Source organism: Sphingopyxis sp., assembly GCF_050725615.1.
Taxonomy (GTDB): domain Bacteria; phylum Pseudomonadota; class Alphaproteobacteria; order Sphingomonadales; family Sphingomonadaceae; genus Sphingopyxis.
Genome location: NZ_JBOHHU010000070.1, coordinates 1 through 22,391, shown reverse-complemented (window position 1 = coordinate 22,391; position 22,391 = coordinate 1). Strand labels below are relative to the sequence as shown.

The window sequence follows — 22,391 nt, the reverse complement described above, 5'->3', positions numbered from 1 at the left end:
GGCCGGAGCAGCCGCGACGGACGCGGCGGCGGCGGCCTGGGCGCTGCGCGCCTTTTCTTCCTCGGCGGCGCGGGCGCGCGCGGCTTCCTCGCGGCGGCGCGTTTCCTCCTGCGAGTTCATGCGCGCCTCTTCGGCCTCGCGCAGCAACTGCGCCTGGCGCTCCTGACGCGACATCAGGCTGTCATTTTCGCTGGCGCGCTTCGGCGCGGCGGGCGCCTGAACGGGAGCCGGGGCGGGCGCCGGAGCGGGCGCAGGCGCCGCTTCGACGATATCCTCGACCGGTTCGGGCGCGGCTTCGCCGGGACGACCGAGCACGCGGCGGCGCTTCACCTCGACCACCACCGTATTGCGGCGGCCGTGGCTGAATTGCTGCTGCACCTGTCCGGCCTCGACCGTCCGCTTCAGCCCCAGGGGCTTGCGGGTAAGGGTCGGTTTGTCCTGTTCGTCACTCATCGAAAACCATCATTCCTTCAAAACGCGTCCGAAGCGGCGGTGCCATCGGGCGCCGCCCCATTTTCTGCTCCGTCGTCAGACGACGGGTTGTGCGGATCGGAATCGCGATTGGTCGCGTCCCTACTCCATCCTGTGAAAAACTGCCAGCGGCTCAAATGCGCCAGCACCCGCGCGGCGGCGCGGGCGTCGATCAGCGCCAGATGCACCGCATTTTCGCGCCCCAATGCCATAGATAGGGTGCCGCGGTCCACCGGCAAGACCCGCCCTTCGCGGCCCGAACCTTCGTCATCCTCGCCGACGCGCCAGGCCTGCGCCAGTTTTTTACGGCCGTCCTCGCCCGCGTCGCTCGCATGCAGGAGCAGGCGCACCTGCCCCTTGCGCGCCGCGGTTTCGATTTTTTCATTGCCGCTGAGCAGCGTGCCCGATCGCGATTCGAGCCCGAGCCGGTCGAGCGTCGCACGCTCGAGCTGCGCCTCGATCCGCGCCCCGAGATCGTCGGGAATGAGGAACTGGCCTTCGTGGAGCGCGCGCGCGAGCCCGCCCTTCAGCTTGCCCTTGGCCTGTGCGGCTTCGAGCGTGGCGCGGTCGACGCCGATCCACGCGCCGCGCCCCGGCGCCTTGCCATGGACATCGGGCGCGATGCTGCCGTCGGGGCCGAGTGCCAGGCGCACGAGCCTCTCCGCCGGCGAAACCTCGCCGGTGATGACACAGCGCCGTTCGGGCACATGCTGGCCGCGCCGTCCAGCGCGGTCTGGTTCGCTCAGTTGATCATTGTGCGGGGTCCGCATCAGCGGCCTCCCCGGCTTGCGGAGCGTCTGCCGCCGGTTCGTCGTCGAACCAGTGCGCACGCGCCGCCATGATGATCTCGTTGCCCTGTTCTTCGGACAGGCCATATTCGCCGAGCACGCCGCCCTTGTCCTCGGTGCGTTCGCGCGACGGGCCACGGCGGTTGTCCTGACGCTTCTTCGCGATCAGTTCGTCGGTCGCGAGGTCGGCGAGGTCGTCGAGCGTCTTGATCCCGGCCTTGCCGAGGATGACGAGCATCGCTTCGGTCAGGTGCGGGATTTCGGCGAGATCGTCCTCGACGCCCAGCGCGCGGCGCTCCTGGCGCGCGGCTTCTTCGCGGCGTTCGAGCGCTTCGGTCGCGCGGCTCTGCAGTTCCTGGCCGAGTTCGTCGTCAAAGCCTTCGATGCTCGCCAGTTCGTCGAGCGGCACATAGGCCACTTCCTCGAGCTCGCTGAAGCCTTCGGCGACGAGCAGCTGCGCGAGCGTTTCGTCGACGTCGAGTTCTTCCTGGAACATCGTCGAGCGTTCGACGAATTCGCGCTGGCGCTTTTCGCTGGCGTCGGCCTCGGTCATAATGTCGATCTGGCTGCCGGTGAGCTGGCTGGCGAGACGGACATTCTGGCCGCGGCGGCCGATGGCGAGGCTCAGCTGATCGTCGGGAACGACGACTTCGATGCGGCCGTCATCCTCGTCGATGACGACGCGCTGCACCGTCGCGGGCTGAAGCGCGTTGACGACAAAGGTCGCGGTGTCTTCGGACCAGGGGATGATGTCGATCTTTTCGCCCTGCATTTCCTGGACGACCGCCTGAACGCGGCTGCCCTTCATGCCGACGCAGGCGCCGACGGGGTCGATGCTGCCGTCATAGCTGATGACGCCGATCTTGGCGCGCGAACCCGGGTCGCGGGCGGCGGCCTTGATCTCGATGATGCCGTCGTAGATTTCGGGCACTTCCTGCGCGAACAGCTTTTTCATGAAGTCGGGGTGCGCGCGGGAAAGGAAAATCTGGGGCCCGCGCGTTTCGCTGCGCACCGACAGGATCAGCGCGCGAACGCGGTCGCCGACGCGCATCAATTCGCGCGGAATCTGCTGGTCGCGGCGGATGACGCCCTCGGCGCGGCCTAGGTTGACGACGATATGGCCGAACTCGACCGACTTCACGACGCCGGTGATGATCTCGCCGCCGCGATCCTTGAATTCCTGATACTGGCGCTCGCGGTCGGCTTCGCGGACCTTCTGGAAGATCACCTGCTTCGCCGACTGGGCATCGATGCGGCCAAGGTCGACGGCGGGCAGCGGATCGACGATGAAGTCACCGATCTTGGCGTCCTTCTGCAGCTTCTGGCCCGAAGCGAGGTCGACCTGCTTGAAATAATCCTCGACCTGCTCGACCACCTCGACGACGCGCCACAGGCGAAGATCGCCGGTCTGGACGTCGAGCTTGGCGCGGATATCGTTCTCGGCGCCGTAGCGGGCGCGCGCGGCGCGCTGGATCGCTTCCTCGATCGCCTCGATGACGATGCCCTTGTCGATCATCTTCTCGCTGGCGACCGAATTGGCAATCGCCAGCAGTTCGGCGCGGTTGGCGGAAATGGCAGTGGCCATCAGTCCTGTCCTTCTTCTTCGAGTTCGTCCGCGCCGTCACTCGACAGCGGGATGGTTGCGGCAATCAATTTGTCGGTGAGCACGAGCTTCGCCGTGTCGATCGCGTCGAACGGCAATTTATGCTCGACCTCTTCCTTGTCGACGATGGTGACGAGGTCATCGCCATCGATCCCGGCGAGCAGCCCGTTGAAGCGCTGGCGCCCGTTCAATTTCTCTTTCAGCGTGACCTTCGCCTCATGCCCCGCCCAATCGGCGAAGTCGGCACGGCGGGTCAGCGGCCGATCGATCCCCGGCGACGAGACTTCGAGGCGATAGGCGATATCGATCGGGTCCCTGCCCGCCTCTTCGAGCGCGTCGAGCTGTTCCGAAATACGGCGCGACAGCGCGGCGCAATCGTCGATCGTCAGCTGGCGCGTGTCGGGACGTTCGGCCATCACCTGCAAGGTCGGATCGCTCTCCCCGCCGAAAAAGGCGACGCGCACCAAGGCAAGCCCGAGCGCTTCGGCTTCGGGGGCGATGATCGCATTGAGGACGTCGAGATCGGCCAAGCGGGTCTTCCACAGTTGCGACCGGAAAAACCATGCAGGAACAGCCGCCGCGGCCCGCGGCCCCGACGTCCCAACTGGCTAACCATGTCAAGAAGTAGGGCGCATATAGGCCGACGCGGGAGAGTCGGCAAGGGGGAATGAGGGGCGCGACGCGCCGTCGGCCAGGCGTCCCTTATTTGGAAGGGCGAAAGGTGCCCGCAGATGGCGGCGCAGGCGGTGAGGGCGGCGGCGCATACCTATAGTCTTCAAGCCTTATATTCTCGAAAGCGGCGAAGCGGCACAAGTCGGGCACGCATGGAAACGACTCCTCGACATAGGTGCGCAGCCGCTCGGCCGTGGCGCAGTCCATGCCGCGGCTGTCGATCGCCGTTATCGGCTGCCGGGGAAGCCTTTTGACTATCCCGAGATAGATTTGCAGAGTTTGCTCATCGATCGGCGAACCGTTCCACTGAATCTTCCCGTCGCGCAGGAAAACGAGGTTGACGGGTTCGGGGCCGCGCATATTGAACGGTGCCGCTCCCCAATTGTCCGGCATGGCGCACATGGGAGCAAGCGCCGCGTTAGTTTTCGGGGCGGCAAATGCGAGGGCAACGCCCAAGATCAGCCATGCCATCGCACGCATCATTCCCTCCAATATTCTTGTCCAGCGATTGGATAGTATGGCGATTCAATCGATGATCTCAACTCGTATATGCGGCCAGCGCGCCGCGAGCTTCTCAGCCCAGCGGTCGTAGGGCCAGGGAATCACCTCTTCGTTGAACCAGGCAAGGCGCTCGCCGCCCAGATCGCAGAGCGACACGCTATCGTCACTATCATCTTGCCGAATGATGCGGATCTTGCCGATACACGAGGGGTGGATGCGGCCTTCATCGCCGCCCTCTTTGCCGATACGTCCCTGCCACCAGACGAGATCGCCGGTCGCGGGATCGACAAAGCTGCCGCGATTCGGATTGGCGAGCATGGTCAGCGCGGCGCCGAGCCCGACCAGCGCCCCGAACCCCTGCGCCAGCGGCACCAGCCAGGGCGCACATTCGCGGCCGTCCTCGCCGCAATTGTCCTTGGGATCGATCGCCGAACCCGCCCAGAAAAACATCGCGCCGAACAGCAGCAGCAGCCACATCCGGACATCGGTCCGCGCGCTGCGCCGATAGCTGGGAATGGCGGCATCGGTCATGCCGCCGCCCTAGCGGACCGATGTCAACGAGCCGCTAACGGCACGATGGCCCTCGACCGGCCGGGGCAGGCCTGTCCCCCTGTGGGACACCCCGGCCGCAACGCAACATTTTATTCGCACCTCGCGGCATAAGACAGGCTGCCTTATCCCGCGCGAATCGGTCGTGCGGTGGGTGCAGCGGATGCCGACACGCGGATGAAGCCCGAACTCAACCTCAGCGCGCGATCGCCCTGGCTCGACCCGGCCGCAGATGTCGGCTCGCGCGGGCCGAAGCGACGCTGGTGGATCGGGCTGGCGCTCGCCAGCCTGTTCGCCTGCCTCGCGCTCGTCGCGACGACCGGCCAGCTGCGCGCCTTCGTCCCGGGCCCCTACAGCGTCAGCGTCCCGCTGACCTTCAAAGTCTATGACCCGACGCGCTGGGCGATTATGAACGCCGGAGATTATGAGGACGCGCTGAAGCTCGATCCCACGCTTCCCGATCCGGGCAGCGTCGGCTGGGCGGATGCGACCGCGACCCCCGGGGTCGATCCCGCGACGCTGCGCCAGGAGGCCTTCGTCGGACCGCCCGCCAAACCCTATGTCTTTCGCGGCGTCACCGCGCTCGACCGCGAGCGTGCCCATTATTGCCTGACCTCGGCGATCTATTACGAAGCCGCGTCCGAAAGCGACGACGGCATGCGCGGCGTCGCGCAGGTCATCGTCAACCGTGCGCGCCACCCGAGTTTCCCCAACACCATCTGCGGCGTGGTGTTCCAGGGGTCGCAGCGCGCCGGCGTGTGCCAGTTCACCTTCAGCTGCGACGGCGCGATGGCGCGCGCGCCGAGCCGCGACAACTGGCTGCGCGCCAGCCGCATCGCGGCGGCGGCGCTCGGCGGTTATGTCTTTCCCGGCGTCGGACTCGCCACCCATTATCACACCCAGGCGATCTGGCCGCGCTGGGGCAAGAGCCTGGTGATGACCAATATCGTCGGCGCGCATATCTTTCACCGCTGGCGCGGGCGCTGGGGCATGCCCGATGCGTTTCGCGCGCCATACCTCGGCCGCGAACCGGTGCCCGGGCCCTATCTGCCCGTCGCGCAGCAACTGGCGATCCTGAAGGGCAAGGGCGTCGCACCGACCGGGCTGCTGCCCGAAGGCAGCGGCACGCTCGCGCCGCTGCCCAATGTGGCCCCCGCCCCGACTCCGCAGGCGATGGCGCAGGCCGACCGCGCGATCGGCACCCCGGTGGCGACGCCGGCGGCGCCCGCCAAAACCTATGCCGATCCGCGGCTCAACCAGTCGGGGCAGGTCCGCGAGGAATATGATAAGAGCGGGGAGTGGATTCGCTGATCCGTTGGGCCTAGCTTGCCGCCATCATCGGCAAGGGAGGTTTGTCATGGGACATGTGAAGGGCATCGGCGGACTGTTTTTCCGGTCGCAGGACCCCGCCGCGCTCAAGACCTGGTATCGCGAACGCCTGGGCATCGGCGGCGGCTGCAGCGCCGATGACAGCGTCGCGCCCAACGAATGGGTGTGGAACGTCACGGCGGGGCCGCTCGTCTTCGAACCCTTCAAGGCCGACAGCGATTATTTCCCCGCCGACCGCCAGCATATGATCAATTTGCGCGTCGACGATCTCGACGCCGTCCTCGCCCCCTTTCGCGAAGCGGGCGACGAGGTGATCACCAAGCCCGAATGGGACGACCCGAGCCTCGGCCGCTTTGCGCGGGTTTTCGACCCCGAAGGCAATCCGATCGAATTGTGGGAGCCGGCGGCGGGATAACCGACATCGACCAACAAAGCCTCGTCATTGCGAGGAGCCGAAGGCGACGCGGCAATCCAGAGCGTGCAATAACCGCTCTGGATTGCTTCGCTTCGCTCGCAATGACGATGTTGGGAAGTTTACCGCCCCTGGCTGCGCCACCTCTTCACGACGCGTTCGAGGATTTCGGCCTCGCCGCCGGTCTCGCGCCATAGCCGCGAGAAGAGCGGATCGCTCGACGCCGGGCGCTTGTCCTCTTCGAGCGTGTCGAGATAGACGCGGATCGGGATCGACACACCTTCGCCGCAAATGATGCATTCGCGGTTGCGCAGCGCCGGGATCGAATCGATGAAACCGCGCGCGCCTTCGGGCATCGCCGCCTTCACGAAATGCTGGTCGCGCTCGTTGTTGAGGCGCATCGAGATGATCGTGCCGCACTGCGACAGCACGCCTTCGGCGAGGTCGGAGGGACGCTGGGTGATCAGGCCGAGCGAGACGCCATATTTACGGCCTTCCTTGGCGATCCGTTCGAGAATTTTGCGTACCGACTGCCCCCCGCCGACGTCCTTGGCCGGGATGTAGCGATGCGCTTCTTCGCAGACGAGCAGGATCGGCCGCTGCGGTTCGCCGCGCGACCAGATCGCATAGTCAAAGGTCAGGCGCGACAGCACCGCGACGACGACGGCGGTGATGTCCGACGGGACCCCCGACACGTCGATGATCGAGATCGGCCGGCCGTCCGACGGCAGGCGGAAGATCTTGCCGATGAAATTGACCATCGTGTCGGCGACGAGCATGCCCGAGAACATGAAATTATAGCGCGGGTCGGCGCGCATTTCCTCGATCTTGCCCTTGATCCGCATGAAGGGCGCGCTCGACGTCGCCTTGTCGAGCTTGCCCATCTCGTTCTGCAGGATGTTGAGCAGGTCGGAGAGCAGATAGGGAATCGGCGAGTCGACCGTGAGCTTGGTCATGCCCTCGGCCAGCCGGTTCTTTTGGCGCGCCTGGAGCAGACATTTGGCGAGCACGTCGCAGTCGCCCTGCCGCTCCTTGCCCTCGCTGGTGACGAAGACTTCGCAATGTTCCTCGAAGTTCATCAGCCAATAGGGCATCGCGAGGTTGTCGACGTCAAACAGCGCGCCGGTGCCCTTGAAGGCGGCCGAATATTCGCCGTGCGGATCGATCATCACGATATGACCCTGCGGCGCGAGTTCGCAGATCTTGTGGAGGATCAGCGCGGCGCTGGTCGATTTACCCGTACCGGTCGACCCCAGGAGCGCGAAATGCTTGCCGAGCATCGCGTCGACATAGAGCGACCCGCGAATATCCTTGGTCGGATAGACGGTGCCGATTTCGACATGCGCGCGGTCGTCGGCGGCGTAAATCTGCTTCAGATCGGCGCTGGTCGCGGCATAGGCCTGGCTGCCCGGCACCGGATAGCGCGTCACGCCGCGGCGGAAATTATGGATGCGCCCGGTGATCTTTTCCTCGTCGCCCTCGCCGAGGAAGTCGATCGAGGCGACGATCAGCCCCTGGCCCTTTTCGTGCAATTGCTGGTCGCGGATGCTGGCGAGCAGCCAGACATTGCCGACGCGAACCTTGACCTGCGCGCCGACCTGGCCCGCCATGGCAACCGCCGGATCGCCCGATTCCGACAGGCGGTGCAGCGCCGCCGCGTCGAGCAGGATGCGCGAGGCCGAACCCGAAATGTCGATAACCTCACCGACCAGCAAGTCGTCGCGATGATGCACCGCAGCCGGGTTCAGCGGCGCCGCTGCGACCCCGCCGCCCGCGAGCCGGACATGCTGCGCCGGCGCAGCCTCCCCGGCCCTATATCCACCACCTTGCATATCCATCAAACGGCCCCGCCTGTGTCCATATGTGACCCCGGACACCGGTATCGCAGCAGATGGTAAAGAAAGCGCTTATGATGCGCGGAAGACAGCGGCTTAGCGGCGCTTGAACGCCGCCGATGCGGCATAGCCAAGCAGCAGCGACAGCGCCACGGCGGCAAGCCCATAGAGGAAGCCGTGGCGCTGCGCCGCGAGCGCGACAAAGCGTTCGAACCCCGCCTTGCGGATCTCGACATTGCGCGAGGCGACCGCGAGCACGCGCCCCTTGCTGATCAGGAAGGTCTCGGCGCGATAGGTGCCGACCGGCACCCGCGCCGGCACCGGGATGCGCGCGCGATAGAGCACGCCTTCGCTGATTTCGACCGCCGCCGGATTTTCATAGAAGAGGCCGAGGCGGCGATAGAGATCGATCAGCCCGTTTTCAAAGCGCTGGAGCTTTTCGGCCTCCGAAAATCCGGTCGGCGACATCGACAGGTTCGACAGGCCCAATTCAAAAATCGCCGCCGTGCGTTCGTCGACCAGCTTGTCGATCGGGCGCGACGATCCGATCGCATAGAAACCCGGCGAGGTCCGCAGGCGGATGCTGTTGGCGTTGACCCAGATGCCCGCGACGCGTTTCTTTTCGCGCAGGATGATCGGGCGTACCGGTCCCTTCAACACGACGACGATGTCGGCGCGGTCGTCGGGCAGGCGCTGGCCCGGATAGAGGATCGCGCCGAACAGTAGCAATTCTTCGCCGGTGAAGCTGTACTGGATATCGATCGCGCGGCTCGACACGTCGGGCACCAGCCGCGGGTCGACCGCCCGCGCCGGGCCGACGCCGAACAGCATCGCCGTGCACAGCAGCAGCAAGGCGCACAGCCGCATCATTGCACGGTGTAGATTTCTTCGGGGCGGATGAAGAGGTCGACCGCCATGCGCAGCGCGACGAGCAGCACGATCACCGCGAGCGCCATGCGCAGATATTCGGGCTTCACCTTTTGCGCGAAGCGCGCGCCGACCTGCGCCCCGGTCACGCTGCCGATCAGCAACAACCCGGCGAGCACGATGTCGACCGCGCCGGTGGTCATCGCATGGACCATCGTCGTCGCGATGGTGACGAACAGGATCTGGAACAGCGACGTGCCGACGACGACCTGCGTCGCCATGCCGAGCAGGTAGAGCATCGCCGGCACCATGATGAAGCCGCCGCCGACCCCGAGCAGCATGGTGAGAATGCCGACCGCCATGCCGAGCAGCAGCGGCGCCAGCGGCGAAATATAGAGCCCCGAGCGATAGAAGCGCCAGCGCAGCGGCAGGTTCGCGACCATCGGATGGTGGCGCCGCTTGCGCGCCGGCGCGGGCAAGCCGGCGCGGGCGGCGCGCAGCGCGCCCCACGCCTCGCGCGCCATGAACGAGCCGACCGAGCCGAGCAGCGCCACATACAATATGTTGATCGCGGTATCGATCTGCCCCCAGGCGGTCAGCAGTTCGAACAGGCCCGCGCCGATCAACGAGCCGAACAGGCCGCCGACGATCAGCACCGCGCCCATGCGCAGATCGACGCCGTCGCGGTCGAGATGCGCGAGCGCTCCCGAGACGCTGGCGCCGGTCACCTGCGTCGCCGCCGAGGCGGCCGCGACCGTCGGCGGAATGCCGTAGAAGATGAGCAAGGGCGTGGTCAGAAACCCGCCGCCAACCCCGAACATGCCCGACAGGAACCCCACCCCGCCGCCGAGCAGGATGATGACCAGCGCGTTGACCGATAAATTGGCGACAGGGAGATAAAGATCCATGGGCCCCGAATGCGAAAGGACGCCCCGAATGGAGCGGTGAAGCCGACCCTAGACCAGTTTCCACCCCCGGGGAATCATCGACGCGCGCAAATCGGGAAAAATCAGAAGTCGGTGGCGAGGGTCATGGTAAGGCCGCTGCCGGGCCGGGCCTCGCCCGCCACCCGCTGCCGCCAGTCGAGCGCGACGCGGCTGCTCTCGGCAACGTCGGGCAGGCGCAGGGTCAGGCGCGGACCGACATCGACGCGCGATGCGCCGGGCTGCACCGACCCCGCCGCCAGCGCGCCGAGATGCACGCTGGCCGCTGACGTTCGGGCGATTTCGCGATCGACGACGACCGCCGCATCGGCGAAACCGTCGCGGCGTCGCGCGCCGACGATCCCCGCCTGCCCATAGGCTTCGAGACGGAAGCGATGCGGCAGCGCGACATCGCCGACGCCGCCGCTGACCATCGCCGCGAGCGCGGTGCGCCCCTCGCTGCCGATCGCGACGCGTTGCTCGACCGCGACATCGACGGGCAGGCGCGCGATCGGCGCGAAGGCCAGCCCGAAAGCGACTTCGCGCTGGCGCGTTTCTGCGAGCGCCAGCGTCGCGCGGCCATAGGCGCGCAAGCGGCCACTGTCGCCGAACCCGTAGGCGAGCCGCACGCCGGCCTGGCTGCCGCCGAGCTGGCCCGCTGCGGCAATGCCGCCGGGCGCCGCGCCCGATCCGCTGCGTCCATAGGCCCAGCCGCCGAGCGACCAGCCCGCCAGTTGGCGCTGCATCCAATAGGGCTGGCCGACGCCCGGCGGCGCGACGCGGCCGGGCGCGGGATCGGCCGTCCATGACGATCGGTTGGCCGGAACGGCCGCGAGCGCAGCGCCACCGGGTTGCGATGGCAATAATCGCGCGATGAGCGCCAGCCGCAAGCCATGCCGCCCGCCGTCGCCCCAGCCGCTGTCGGCGGGCAGCAGCAGCGGATCGGGATTCGCGCGCTGCGGCAGCAAGGGCCGCGCAGCGTCCACCCATTCATGCGCCGCCAACGCCGGTGTCGGTGCATGGGACAGCGGCTCGGTCCTGGCGACGCCAGCCGAAGCCGTCGGCGCCGCCGCTTGCTCCCAGGGCGCGGGCGGCAGGCCGGGCGGTGGCGGCGGGACCGCCGGATTCCAATGCGCCATCACTCTGACGACCATCCAGCTGCCGAGCAGCAGCAACAGAAACCGCAGCGCGCGTGCATCACGGCGCGGTCGCCGGCCCGCCATCACCCCCGTCATCGGGCGCGCACGGGCGGGAGGACCGGGACCAGCAAAACCTCGCTCTCGACATGCTGCGTCTTGTCCCACACCACCTGCCCCGAGCCCAGCATACGCCAATAGACGAACACCGCGCGCCGCGCCGCCAGCATCGCGACGATATTGGCGACGAACGCGCGCGGGATCGCCCACAGCCCCTGCCGCCAACCGTAAGCACGCGCGGCGAAATGGCCGCGCATGCCCAGCCGCCACAGCAGCAGGATGGCCGAAAGCGCCAATAGCGATTGCAGCATCGGGCTCGGCGGACGCGCCTGCCAGCCGAGCAGCGCGTGGCCGATCCAGCCCGCCGCACCCACGAACAGCGCGGCATAGGCGGCGAGCAGGATCAGCGCCGCGAGCGGGGCGCGGCGGTCGCGCCACAGCATCCAGCGCGCGAACCAGCCGCCCTGTTGCGGCCCCGCCCAGCCGAGATGATCCCAGCCCGCAAGCGCGATGCCCGCGACCCAGCGCGATTTCTGGCGCACCGCAGCGTCGACAGTTTCAGGAAAGGCGCCGCGCGACACGATCCAGTCGCCCGCGTCGTCGACCGCCGCGACAAAGGCAGTGCTGAGCCCGCGGGTGCCGACGAGGATGCCCATCTCATAATCCTCGGTCAGGCTGTCGGCGCGAAACGGCTGCCCGCCGCGCTCGATCGACAACAGGCTCAACGCGTTGCGGGTCAGCGCGCAGCCGACCCCGGCCGATGGCAGCGGCGCGCCGAGCCGCGCGCGCAGGACCAGATCCTTACCATGCGCTTCGGCAAATTCATCGGCATAATGGCCCGCGACCCATTGCTGGCCAAGTCCGAGCAGCGGCAGCACCGGAATCTGGACCATCGCGTGGCGCGTCAGTTCGGCGCGATACAGCGCCAGCTCGGCGCGGTGGACGATATCCTCCGCATCGTGCAGCACGATGCCGGCGAAGCGGATCCGCTCGATCCGCTCGTCGCCCGCCATCGCCGCCCACAAGCGGTTGAGATTGTCGCCCTTGGTCGTCGGCCCGTCGGCGTCGCCGATCACCAGCCGAAGCCGCGGGTCGCGCGCAACGAGCGGCGACACCGCAAACAAGGTCGCGACATCATTGGGATAGCAGCCGAGATACAGCCGGAAATCCTCGCCCTGCCATGCACTGAGCGTCCGCCGCAGCATCGCTGGAAGCACTTTTGCCTCGTCCCAGGCCGGAACGAAGATGGCGAGCGGCCCGGCCAGCGGATCTTTCGGCATCCTATCGCGTAAATAAAGCGGCCGCGCTCCGCGTTTATGCGTCACAAACCAGAGAATATCGAAAAGCAGATCGTCGAAACCGATGAACAGGATACCAACCGACGCGAACAGCATCAGTTCGTGACTGGCCAGTCCGACCATCATTTCCAGCCCTGCGGCCGACAGACCCATGTTGCGCCCCGTCCCCTTGAGGACGTCGCGACGCCCCTATTGGCAACGACTAGTAAAATGCGGGCGGCGCGTAAAGGGTGACGCGACGCGCCCCGCGCGCTAGGAGACCGGGCATTCGATTTATCGACCCACTTCCTCTGCAAGGCCCCCCTCATCCGATGACCCGCAATCCGACCCGCCGCTCCGCCCTGCGCGACTTCCTCGAAAGCGAGAGCGCGGGCGGCATGTTGCTGATCTTCGCTGCGGCGCTGGCGATGCTGATCGCCAATTCGGCGCTCGGCGAAACCTATCATCACGCGATCCACGCGGTGACCGGGCCGGTCCTGTCCGACAAATTGGGGCCGATGACGGTCCATTTGTGGATCAACGACGGGTTGATGGCGGTGTTCTTCCTGCTCGTCGGGCTCGAGATCAAGCGCGAGTTCGTCGACGGGCGGCTGGCGAGCTGGGACCGGCGACGGCTGCCGTTCATCGCGGCGGCGGCGGGCATGGCGGTGCCGGCGGTCCTCTATATGGTCTTTGCCGGCAGCACGCCCGGCCTCGCCCAGGGCTGGGCGATTCCCGCCGCGACCGACATCGCCTTTGCGATCGGCGTGCTGGCGCTGCTCGGCCAGCGCGCGCCGACCTCGCTCAAACTGTTCCTCGTCACCGTGGCGATCGTCGACGATATGGGCGCGGTCGCGATCATCGCGCTTTTCTATACCGCCAAGATCAACCTGCTCGCGCTCGCCGCTGCGGGAGCGCTTTTTGCGGTGATGTTCGTCTGCAACCGGATGGGCGTCAAAAGCCTGATCGTCTATCTGCTGCTGTTCGCGGCGCTCTGGTATGCGATGCTGCTCTCGGGCGTGCATGCGACGATCGCGGGCGTGCTCGCGGCGATGGCGATCCCGTTCGAGCGCACCCCGGGCGCAACCGACAGCCAGACCTCGCCGCTCCATCGCCTCGAACATGCGCTGCACCCGTGGGTCGCCTTTGCGATCGTGCCCTTGTTCGGCTTCGCCAATGCCGGGGTCGATATCTCGGGCCTGACCGCCGAGCAGATTTTTGCGCCGCTGCCGCTCGGGATTGCGGCGGGGCTGTTCCTCGGCAAACAGATCGGCATTTTCGGCAGCGTCTGGCTCAGCGTCAAATGGGGCATCGCGGGCAAGCTGCGCGGAGCGACCTGGCTGCAGATCTACGGCGTATCGTTGCTGTGCGGCATCGGTTTCACGATGAGCCTGTTCATCGGCGGCCTCGCCTTCCCCGGCGATCCGTTGCTGATCGAAGAAGCCAAGATCGGCATCTTGATGGGATCGCTGGTTGCCGCGCTCGCGGGTTATGCGGTATTGCGCTTCGCCCCGCTGCACCCGCAGCATGGCGCGGTCGAAGCCGACTGCGATGACGAAATTGTCGGCGACGGCGACGTCCGCGACACCTCGGAGCCGATCCCCGCATGATCCAGCGCCTGCGCCTGTCGCCCAAACTCCTGTGCGCCGCCCTGCTGACCGCCGCGACGCTGTCGGGCTGCTATGCGCTCGACCCCGAAATGAAGCGCACGGTCGAAGCGCGCAAGGCGCAGGGCAGCGCCGCGCCAGCAAGCCCGGCGCCCGCCCCGACACCGGCCCCCACCGCGACCGCATCCAACGCTGCGGTTCCCGAAGTCGACGTCCGCCGGATCGAGGTCGTGCGCGGGATGACCGCGCTGCCCCCGCCCTCGGGCGCCCCGGCAACGTCGCCCGCTGACAGCGGCGAACCGCGCGCGACGATCATCCCCGGCCTCACCGCCTTGCCGCCGCCGTCGAGTTCGGGGCCGGAGGCCGACCTGCCGCCGCCGCCCGCACCCGCGACCGACTGGCCGGTCCGCGCGGCGGCGACCGATCCCGCCGCCGCGACGCTCGCGGGGCAGACGGTCGATGCGATCGCCACCGCCTATGTGTCGCTCAGCCTCGAGATCGGCACGCACGAAAAAGGCTATATCGACGCCTATTACGGCCCGCAGAGCCTGCTCGACGCCTCGACCGCCGCGCCCCGCGACCAGAAGGCCTTGCTCGTCTCGACCCGGCAACTGATCGCCAAGCTCGAAGAGATCGCGCCCGACCTCTCCGATCCGATCGAGCGCCAACGCCGCGCTTTCCTGGCCGCGCAGCTTCGCGCCGCCGAGACGCGGCTGATGATGATGGGCGGCGCGCGCTTTTCCTTCGCCGAAGAGGCCGAACGGCTGTTCGGGGTGCGCCCGGCGCTCAAGCCGCTGAAAAGCTATGACGCCGCGCTCGCGACCGTCGACGCGCTCGTCCCCGGCGACGGCCCGCTGGCGACGCGCGTCGAGGCCTATCTCGACCGCTTCACCATCCCCAAGGACCGGTTGCAGGGCGTGTTCGAGGCCGCGATCGCGCGCTGCCGCGGCCGCACCGTCGCGCATGTCGCGCTGGCGCCGGGCGACAGTTTCGAACTGCAATTCGTCACCGGCAAGAGCTGGAGCGGCTATAATTATTACCAGGGCGGCTATCACAGCATCATCCAGGTCAACACCGACCTGCCGATCCGCCTGTCGCGCGCGCTCGATCTCGGCTGCCATGAAGGCTACCCCGGCCATCACCTGCTCAACATGAAACTTGAGGAGCAGATGGTGAAGGGGCGCGGCTGGATCGAATATAGCGTCTATCCGCTCTACAGCCCGCAAAGCCTGATCGCCGAGGGCACCGCCAATTACGGCATCGACCTCGCTTTCCCCGGCCAGACGCGCCCCGACACCGAACGCGACGTGCTGATGCCGCTCGCCGGGATCGAGCCGCCGTCGGACGACCGCTATTGGCAATTGCTCGATGCGATGAAGGCGCTGACCGGCGCGCGGCTGACGATCGCGCAGCAATATCTCGACGGCGTCATCGATCGCCCCACGGCGGTCCAGCTCACCGAAAAATATCTGCTCGTCTCGCCCGCGCGCGCCGAACAGTCGGTCAGCTTCACCGACCAGTATCGCAGCTATGTGATCAATTACGGCCTCGGCGAAGAGATTGTCCGCGCCTATATCGAGCGCGGCGATCCCGACCGCGACGAGACCTGGCGCCGCTTCGCGCTGATCATCGGCGAACCGACGCTGCCATCGGATTTGCTGGCGCGGTAGGCTTGGCGCCTCATCCCGGGACTTAGATGTCCACCACGATCTTCCCGAAATGCGCGTTCGCGATCTGGTGGCGAAATGCATTGCCCAGCTCTTCCAGCGGAAAATGGTCGCTGATCACCGGACGGATACCGTTCGCCTCGACCCCCGCGATCATATCGAGCTGCTGCGCGCGGCTGCCCACCGTCAGCCCCTGCACGCGCAGATTCTTGCTCATCAGCAGCGCGGTCTGCACCGGGCCGACGATCCCTGCCAGCACGCCGATCAGCGCGACATGGCCGCCGACGCGCGTCGCGACCATCGACTGGTCGAGGGTGCCCGCGCCGCCGATTTCGACCACCGTGTCGACCCCGCGCCCGCCGGTCAGTTCCATCGCCCTGGCGCCCCACGCCGGCACCTCTTTGTAATTGATCAGGTCGTCGGCGCCGAGCGCCCTCAGCTTTTCGAGCTTGGCATCGGACGAGCTGGTCGCGATCACCCTGGCGCCCGCCGCCTTGGCGAATTGCAGCGCGAACACCGACACCCCGCCGCTGCCCTGCACCAGCACCGTCGAACCGGGCTGGGTCGTGCCATCGACAAACAAGGCGCGCCACGCGGTTAGCCCAGCGCAGGTCAGCGTCGCCGCCTCGGCCGCCGACCAGCCGCTCGGGGCGCGGGTGAACCAATGCTGCGGCCGCACCACCACTTCGCGCGCATAGCCGTCCGTGCTGTCGCCCGGCACATTGGTCAGCGCGGGGACCGGCGGCGCGGTGCCGTCATCCCAGTCGGGGAAGAAGAGCGACACGACCATGTCGCCGACCTTGTACGCGGTCACCCCCTCGCCCACCGCCTCGACGATCCCGGCGCCGTCGGACATCGGGATGCGCCCGTCAGCTGCGGGGATCATGCCCGCGACGACGGCGAAGTCGTGGAAATTGAGCGACGACGCGCCGAGCCGCACGCGAATCTCGCCCGGCCCCGGATCGCCGGGGTCGGCCAGATCGGCGAGCACCAGATTGTCGAGCGACGCGGGGGCCCGCAGCTGGATCGCCCGCACTATTCGGCGGCCATCGCCATTTCGACGCGCTGCGGACCGCGGATCACCCCCCCGGGGGTCGGGCCCTGCATCGCTCCGTCGCGGAAGGTGATCTCGCCCGACTTGATCGTGGCGACATAGCCGTCGGCCTTTTGCAGCAGCCGCTTGCCGCCCGCGGGCAGGTCGAACGCCAGCCAGGGTTTACCAAGCTTGATCGCATCCATATCGATGACGTTGAGGTCGGCAAGATAGCCGGGCGCGAGCACCCCGCGATCCGCCAGCCCGTAAAGGATGGCGGTGTCGCGGCACTGGCGCTTGATCGCATGTTCGAGCCCGATACGGTTGCCGTTGCGGTCGCGCACCCAATGCTGGAGCATGAAGGTCGGCGACGCGGCGTCGCAGATCGTCCCGCAATGCGCACCGCCGTCGGACAGGCTGTTCACCGTGTCGTCGGCGGCCTGCAGATCCTCGAGGAAATTGAGGTTGCCGTCGCGGTAGTTGAGGATCGGGAAATAGATGAACCCCTTGCCGTCGTCCTTCATCAGCAGGTCATAGGCATATTCGGACGGCGTCACGCCCGCCGCCGCCGCACGGTGGGCGATGCTTTCGTCCATCCGGGGTTCGTAGTTGAAATCGGGGTCCATCTCGAAATGGACCGGCCAGCCCTCGGCGACGATCATCAGGAAGTCCAGGATGTCGCTTTCGGGCCAGACATTCGCCTCACCGATCATCCGCGCCTTGAACGCCGGGTCTTTCAGCTTTGCCAGTTGCTGCTCCCACGGCAGGTCGATGATCTCGTTCCACGCGGGCTTGAAGCGGAAGGGATGCACCGTGCCCTGCCAGGCCATGATGACGCCATTGCCGCGCAGCGCGATCTGCGCGACGATGTTGGCGCCGGTCGCGTTCTGCTTGCGCATCTCGGCGATCTGCTCCTCGAGCGGCAGTTCCTTGGCGATCGATTGCAGCGCGGCAAAGGTCACCGGCAGCCCGGTTTCGCGGCTGAGATCGCCCATCCACTGGAACTCGTTCCACTCACGCTTCATGTCGCTCGCCATTTCGAACACGCCATGCCCGACGCGGCCCATGGCGCGGCCGATGACGATCAACTCCTCGGCGGTCGCGGTGGTGCCGGGGACAAGTTCGCCGTCGATCGATTTGTGCAGCACGGTGCGGCTGGTCGAGAAACCAAGCGCCCCGGCGCGAATGCCCTCCTCGACGATCCGCGACATCTCGGCCATGTCCTCGGCGGTCGGCACGGCGCCCGGCTTTTCCCGATCGCCGAGCACATAGGCGCGCACCGCGCCGTGCGGGACGTGGCAGGCGACGTCGACGGTGCGCGGCAATTCCTCCAGCGCGTCCATATATTCGGGGAAGGTCTCCCAATTCCACGACATGCCTTCGGCCAGCGCGGTGCCGGGAATGTCCTCGACCCCTTCCATCAGCGAGATCAGCCAGTCGTGGCGGTCGGGCTTGGCGGGGGCGAAGCCGACACCGCAATTGCCCATGACGACGGTGGTCACGCCGTGCCAGCTCGACGGCGCCATTTCCTGGTCCCAGGTCGCCTGGCCGTCATAATGGGTGTGGACATCGACAAATCCGGGGGTGACGACCTTGCCTGCGGCGTCGATTTCTTCGCGCCCGGCGGACAGGTCCTGGCCAATAGCGACGATCCGGTCGCCGGCGATCGCGACGTCCGCGACAAAGGCGTCGCCGCCCGTTCCATCGACGACGGTGCCGCCGCGAATCACCAGATCATACATGTCCGCTCTCCCGATTATTTGGTTTCAGGGAGAAACCTATCACGAATATGCGAGATGCCAAGCGCTATGGACGGCGCGTGAAAGGGGAAAGCAGTTGCCGGTGCCAGCGATCGGCATCGCGATCCTGATCGGGACCCAGCCCGATACGTTCGACCGCTTCGCCCGCCGGGTCGCGCCAGGTCCCGAACAGGCGATCCCAGACGCTGAGCAACGACCCGTAATTGCTGTCGGTCTGCGCCTGTCGGCTGCTGTGGTGGACCAGATGCACGGCGGGGGTCGCGAACAGCCAGGCGGCGGCGCGCCAGGCGCGACCCTCGGCGCGGATATTGGCATGTTCGGCGATGCCCGCAACGAGAAGCACGAGCTCGGCGATCGCGACCGCCGTGGGCGGCAGCGCGAACAGCCCGATCGCCGGCAGCGCGAACAGGAACGACACGAACTGCTCAACCGGATGATGGCGAAACCCCGTCGTCGCATCGACCCCGGTGTCGGCGTGATGGACGCGGTGCAGCCGCCACAGCCAGCCGACCCGGTGCGACGCGCGATGCGCCCAATAGGCCGACAGGCTGCACAGTAGCAGCGCGGCGAGTGCCGCGAGTGCGAGCGGTATGGGCGGTAGCGGCAAGGGCGCGAGACCCTCCCCTGCGACCCACGCGGCAAAGCCGATCAGGTTCAGCGGCACCAGCGCGGCGAGCAGCAATCCGAGGATGCCGAGCAGCAAATTGGTCGCCGGGCGCCGCAAGCCGGAGGCCGGATCGGCGCGCGCCCCGAACAGCGCCTCGGCGACGGCCACCGCGACGAAAGCGCCCGCCATCGCCCAGGGCGCCCACGCCATCAACCCGTCCGCAAAAGCCCGTTCCATACCCACCGGGCGTAATGCCGCTTGCCGCGAAGGCAAGCGCTCACTACGCAGTTGCCGGGTCACAAGAAAGCAGCATTCTTCCGGAGGTTTCCATCATGCGCGCACTGGCTGTCACCATTCTTCTCGCTCTGCCCACGGCAGCGCTGGCCGGCGTCCCGGCAACCCCCGGCCCCGAAGCCGGCGTCGGAGCGGCCGCGATGGCCGCTGTCACTGCGGGCTATCTGTTCCTGAAGCGCCGCAGCCGCCGCTAAACCGGCGATGACCGCAGCGGCGGCGGCTTCGCCGCGACGAATCGATCGCGGCGTCGCCTTCGCGGCGGCGCTGTTGATCGTGGTCGCGGCGGCGCTTGCGACACGCATCGGTGCCGCGATCGCGCATCGCGGCTTCGTCACCGCACTCACCGATTTGTTCGGCGTCAGCGCGATCGTCTGGTTCGCCAGCTATGCGCTGTGCGCGATCGCGCGCGACGACGAGGACGGCGAGGCGTGGCGGCGCGGCGATATCGCCGTCCTCGGCGGCCTGATCGGCGCCGCGCTGCTTCCCATCCCTGCGATTGCCGCAGCGGCGCTGTTCGGCGGCGGGCTCTGGCTCGCGCTCCGCACACGCGCCGACACCGCGACGCGGCGCATCGGGCTGATCGCGCTGGCGCTCAGCGCCCACCTGTTTTGGGGGCCGATCGCGCTCAAGCTGCTCGGCACCGAATTGCTGGGTTTCGACGCGTGGATCGCCGCGACCTTCGCGGGCGGCACCGCCGACGGCAATATCTTCCGGCAGGCCGGGGCGCAGGCCTTCACCGTCGGGCAGGGCTGTTCGTCGCTGACCAACCTGTCGCTCGCCGGGGTGCTGACGGTCACCCTCGCGCAACTGTTCGGCCTGCGGTTCGACCGATCGCTGGTCGCTGCGGCGCTGCTCGCCATGCTCGGCACCGTCGTCGTCAACGGCATCCGCCTCGCGACGATCGCCCGCCATCCCGATCTCTATGATTATCTGCACAGCGGTGCGGGCATGATGCTGTTCGGCTGGGCGTCGCTGATCGTCACCGCCGCGATCGTCGGCGCCGCCGTGCTGCGCCATCCCGACTTTGCGCCGCGCTGATCGCATCCTGATCGGCGCGGCGCTGCTCGCCGTGGCGCTCGTCGCGGCGAAATTGCTGTGGCTGCCGCGCAACGTCTACCCCGACCGCGAACGGCTGGCGGCGGCGATCGAGACGCGGCTCGCCACGGCGGGCCTGACGAGCAGCCGGCCGTGGGAAGCGGCACCCTTTCGTATCCGTGCCGCCGGCGGCGCCTGTACGATGATCGTCCAGCAACTCGACGTCGAGGCGGCGGAAAAAAGCATCTTCGCCGAGCGCGCGCGCGGCATCGGCCCGGTGCGCTATCTGTATCACGATGCCCTCCGCACCGACTTCCCGCGCACCGGCACGGTGCTGCGCGACCAATATCAGCGACAGGCGGCGCGGCTCGGCCTGTCGGTCGCGATCGATCCGATCATCGGGGTCGCCGCGTCGCCCGGCTGTCCCGATCCGGCGGCGCTGCTCGCGGGCCTCAAGCTCCGGCCGCGCGCCGGACCGCCCGCGCTCCCCTGACCGATTTCGCGCGCCAGTACCCCGGCGAGCGGCTAATGTCGCGCGACAAAAATATGGAGTCGATGCCATGAACCGCAAGCTCGCCGTCCCCTTCGCCCTCGCGCTGCTGCTCGCCGGATGCGCCGCCAACAGCGCCGCGCCGCCGCCGGCCGCCGATTATGCTGCGGCGCTCGCCGACCCCGCGCGTCCCGCGACCGACCGCGAACGCGACGCCGCACGCAAGCCCGCCGACCTGCTCGCCTTCGCGCAAATCGCGCCGGGCGAAGCGGTCGGAGATTTCGTCATGGGCGGCGGTTATGTCACCCGCCTGCTCGCCGCCGCGGTCGGCGCCAAGGGCAAGGTCTATGCCTTCCAGCCCGCCGAATTCATCGCATTCAAAGCGCAATATGGGACCGATCAGACGGCGGTCGACGCGGCCTATGCCAATGTCGATGCGGTCGGCGGCGCGTTCGCAGCGCCCGCCTTTCCGGTCCCGCTCGACACGATCATCACGGTGCAGAATTTCCACGACCTCTATCTGAAACCCTTTCCCGAGGGCACCGGCGCCAGGGCGAGCGCGGCGCTGTTCGCGGCGCTGAAGCCCGGCGGGACGCTGGTGGTCGTCGATCATAGCGCCGCCGACGGGACCGGGACGACGCTGTCGGACAGTCTGCACCGCATCGACAAGGCGGCGGTGGTCGACGCGCTGACCAGGGCGGGATTCAAGCTGGAAGCCGAGAGCGATCTGTATAAGCACGCCGACGACCCGCGCACGACGAACGTCTTCGACCCCGCGATTCGCGGCAAGACCGACCAGTTCGCGCTCCGCTTCCGCAAACCGGGCTGAAGGATCATCATGGCCGACGACGATTATATCTATGACGAGGCGAGCGGCGAGTGGCTGCCCGCGAGCGAGGCTGCGGCGCGCGATGCGGCAGCGGCGGCGGGCCCCGAGGTCCGCGACGCGGTCGGCAACCTGCTGAGCGATGGCGACAGCGTGGTGCTGGTCAAGGACCTGACCGTGAAGGGCGCGGGCCAGACGCTCAAAGTCGGCACCGTGATCAAATCGATCCGCCTGACCGGCGACGCGCAGGAAATCGACTGCCGCCACGAGGGGATCAGGGGGCTGGTCCTGCGCGCGGAGTTCGTGCGGAAACGGTGAGAAGGAAATGAGGCGTACTTGGGATCTATTAATCCTGCGCCGAATCTGGTTTCACCCTCGACTTCGCCCTAGCAAAAATATACCCCTAAATGTCGTAGGGGATTAAAAGTATGCAGAAAGAGTGGCTCGATTTCATCGCAGCACTAGCTTGGCCGCTTGTTGCACTTACAGCGATGCTTTACGCCGTAAAGAGCAAGTTTGTCGAAAATGACGTGCCCCCCTGGTTTCCACCAGCGGGGATTAGAGCCCAGCAGCTTTGTTGCGCATGAGCGCGGTGTAAGCAATGGCCTGCGCAGCGGAGCCCGTAGGGCGTAGTTGCGCAGGCCATTGC

General features: G+C 67.2%; 23 protein-coding genes. 9 read left to right on the top strand and 14 right to left on the bottom strand.

Features of this window, described 5'->3' with window-relative positions:
• The 6 genes from ACREB7_RS15355 to ACREB7_RS15330 form a co-directional block, all read right to left on the bottom strand.
• Positions 1–453, bottom strand: a 453-nt coding sequence (locus ACREB7_RS15355) for a translation initiation factor IF-2 associated domain-containing protein (RefSeq protein ID WP_431593148.1), incomplete at its 3' end; no start/stop codon positions are given.
• Between the two features lie 17 nt (positions 454–470).
• Entirely contained in the window at positions 471–1,241 is a 771-nt protein-coding gene (locus ACREB7_RS15350; RefSeq protein WP_431593147.1) for a DUF448 domain-containing protein, read from the bottom strand.
• Positions 1,222–2,844 (bottom strand): transcription termination factor NusA, encoded by a 1,623-nt coding sequence (gene nusA, locus ACREB7_RS15345; RefSeq protein WP_431593146.1) that lies wholly within the window; start codon positions 2,842–2,844, stop codon positions 1,222–1,224. The genes ACREB7_RS15350 and nusA overlap by 20 nt, the downstream gene beginning before the upstream one ends.
• Positions 2,844–3,392, bottom strand: coding sequence for a ribosome maturation protein RimP (gene rimP, locus ACREB7_RS15340; protein WP_431593145.1), 549 nt, complete (start codon positions 3,390–3,392; stop codon positions 2,844–2,846). Before rimP ends, nusA begins: the two co-directional genes overlap by 1 nt.
• A 172-nt stretch (positions 3,393–3,564) precedes the next feature.
• Positions 3,565–4,005 carry a hypothetical protein gene (locus tag ACREB7_RS15335; RefSeq protein ID WP_431593144.1) on the bottom strand — a complete coding sequence of 147 codons (441 nt, stop codon included), beginning with the start codon at positions 4,003–4,005 and terminating at the stop codon, positions 3,565–3,567.
• 54 nt (positions 4,006–4,059) lie between these two features.
• Positions 4,060–4,566: a hypothetical protein gene (locus ACREB7_RS15330; protein WP_431593143.1), complete on the bottom strand. Its 507-nt coding sequence runs from the start codon at positions 4,564–4,566 to the stop codon at positions 4,060–4,062.
• 168 nt (positions 4,567–4,734) lie between these two features.
• Here ACREB7_RS15330 and ACREB7_RS15325 point away from each other — a divergent pair, with 168 nt between their 5' ends.
• Together ACREB7_RS15325 and ACREB7_RS15320 are read left to right on the top strand one after the other, a co-directional pair.
• Positions 4,735–5,895: a cell wall hydrolase gene (locus ACREB7_RS15325; protein WP_431593142.1), complete on the top strand. Its 1,161-nt coding sequence runs from the start codon at positions 4,735–4,737 to the stop codon at positions 5,893–5,895.
• A gap of 46 nt (positions 5,896–5,941) precedes the next feature.
• A complete protein-coding gene (locus ACREB7_RS15320; protein ID WP_431593141.1) occupies positions 5,942–6,328 on the top strand; it encodes a VOC family protein in 387 nt (128 codons plus the stop codon).
• A gap of 119 nt (positions 6,329–6,447) precedes the next feature.
• Here the strand turns inward: ACREB7_RS15320 and ACREB7_RS15315 are convergent, their stop codons facing one another.
• The 5 genes from ACREB7_RS15315 to ACREB7_RS15295 all read right to left on the bottom strand — a co-directional run bounded on the left by ACREB7_RS15315 (position 6,448) and on the right by ACREB7_RS15295 (position 12,597).
• Entirely contained in the window at positions 6,448–8,163 is a 1,716-nt protein-coding gene (locus ACREB7_RS15315) for an ATP-binding protein (protein ID WP_431593140.1), read from the bottom strand.
• Positions 8,164–8,256: 93 nt separating this feature from the next.
• Complete coding sequence (locus ACREB7_RS15310) at positions 8,257–9,027, bottom strand: TIGR02186 family protein (RefSeq protein WP_431593149.1); 771 nt, start codon at positions 9,025–9,027, stop codon at positions 8,257–8,259.
• Positions 9,027–9,935, bottom strand: a complete 909-nt coding sequence (locus tag ACREB7_RS15305) for a sulfite exporter TauE/SafE family protein (RefSeq protein ID WP_431593139.1) — start codon at positions 9,933–9,935, stop codon at positions 9,027–9,029. Before ACREB7_RS15305 ends, ACREB7_RS15310 begins: the two co-directional genes overlap by 1 nt.
• 101 nt (positions 9,936–10,036) lie before the next feature.
• A complete protein-coding gene (locus ACREB7_RS15300) occupies positions 10,037–11,173 on the bottom strand; it encodes a hypothetical protein (RefSeq protein ID WP_431593138.1) in 1,137 nt (378 codons plus the stop codon).
• An 8-nt stretch (positions 11,174–11,181) separates the two neighbouring features.
• Positions 11,182–12,597, bottom strand: coding sequence for a glycosyl transferase family protein (locus ACREB7_RS15295; protein ID WP_431593137.1), 1,416 nt, complete (start codon positions 12,595–12,597; stop codon positions 11,182–11,184).
• Positions 12,598–12,755: 158 nt separating this feature from the next.
• Between ACREB7_RS15295 and nhaA the strand changes: the two genes are divergently transcribed.
• Positions 12,756–14,033, top strand: a complete 1,278-nt coding sequence (gene nhaA, locus ACREB7_RS15290; protein ID WP_431593136.1) for a Na+/H+ antiporter NhaA — start codon at positions 12,756–12,758, stop codon at positions 14,031–14,033.
• Positions 14,030–15,700: a hypothetical protein gene (locus ACREB7_RS15285; protein ID WP_431593135.1), complete on the top strand. Its 1,671-nt coding sequence runs from the start codon at positions 14,030–14,032 to the stop codon at positions 15,698–15,700. The genes nhaA and ACREB7_RS15285 overlap by 4 nt, the downstream gene beginning before the upstream one ends.
• 22 nt (positions 15,701–15,722) lie before the next feature.
• Here the strand turns inward: ACREB7_RS15285 and ACREB7_RS15280 are convergent, their stop codons facing one another.
• From ACREB7_RS15280 to ACREB7_RS15270, 3 genes are all read right to left on the bottom strand, one after another.
• Positions 15,723–16,733 carry a zinc-dependent alcohol dehydrogenase family protein gene (locus ACREB7_RS15280; protein WP_431593134.1) on the bottom strand — a complete coding sequence of 337 codons (1,011 nt, stop codon included), beginning with the start codon at positions 16,731–16,733 and terminating at the stop codon, positions 15,723–15,725.
• Positions 16,733–18,472 carry an N-acyl-D-amino-acid deacylase family protein gene (locus ACREB7_RS15275; RefSeq protein WP_431593133.1) on the bottom strand — a complete coding sequence of 580 codons (1,740 nt, stop codon included), beginning with the start codon at positions 18,470–18,472 and terminating at the stop codon, positions 16,733–16,735. Before ACREB7_RS15275 ends, ACREB7_RS15280 begins: the two co-directional genes overlap by 1 nt.
• Positions 18,473–18,536: 64 nt before the next feature.
• Positions 18,537–19,307 carry a sterol desaturase family protein gene (locus ACREB7_RS15270; protein WP_431593132.1) on the bottom strand — a complete coding sequence of 257 codons (771 nt, stop codon included), beginning with the start codon at positions 19,305–19,307 and terminating at the stop codon, positions 18,537–18,539.
• Positions 19,308–19,429: 122 nt separating this feature from the next.
• Here ACREB7_RS15270 and ACREB7_RS15265 point away from each other — a divergent pair, with 122 nt between their 5' ends.
• From ACREB7_RS15265 to ACREB7_RS15245, 5 genes are all read left to right on the top strand, one after another.
• Positions 19,430–19,585, top strand: coding sequence for a hypothetical protein (locus ACREB7_RS15265; RefSeq protein ID WP_431593131.1), 156 nt, complete (start codon positions 19,430–19,432; stop codon positions 19,583–19,585).
• A gap of 7 nt (positions 19,586–19,592) precedes the next feature.
• Positions 19,593–20,429 (top strand): hypothetical protein, encoded by an 837-nt coding sequence (locus ACREB7_RS15260; RefSeq protein ID WP_431593130.1) that lies wholly within the window; start codon positions 19,593–19,595, stop codon positions 20,427–20,429.
• A complete protein-coding gene (locus ACREB7_RS15255) occupies positions 20,416–20,919 on the top strand; it encodes a hypothetical protein (protein WP_431593129.1) in 504 nt (167 codons plus the stop codon). Before ACREB7_RS15260 ends, ACREB7_RS15255 begins: the two co-directional genes overlap by 14 nt.
• Before the next feature lie 67 nt (positions 20,920–20,986).
• On the top strand, positions 20,987–21,745 hold the full coding sequence (locus ACREB7_RS15250) for a class I SAM-dependent methyltransferase (RefSeq protein ID WP_431593128.1): 759 nt from the start codon (positions 20,987–20,989) through the stop codon (positions 21,743–21,745).
• Positions 21,746–21,754: 9 nt separating this feature from the next.
• Positions 21,755–22,060 (top strand): alkylphosphonate utilization protein, encoded by a 306-nt coding sequence (locus ACREB7_RS15245; protein ID WP_431593127.1) that lies wholly within the window; start codon positions 21,755–21,757, stop codon positions 22,058–22,060.
• The last annotated feature ends 331 nt before the right edge of the window (positions 22,061–22,391 follow it).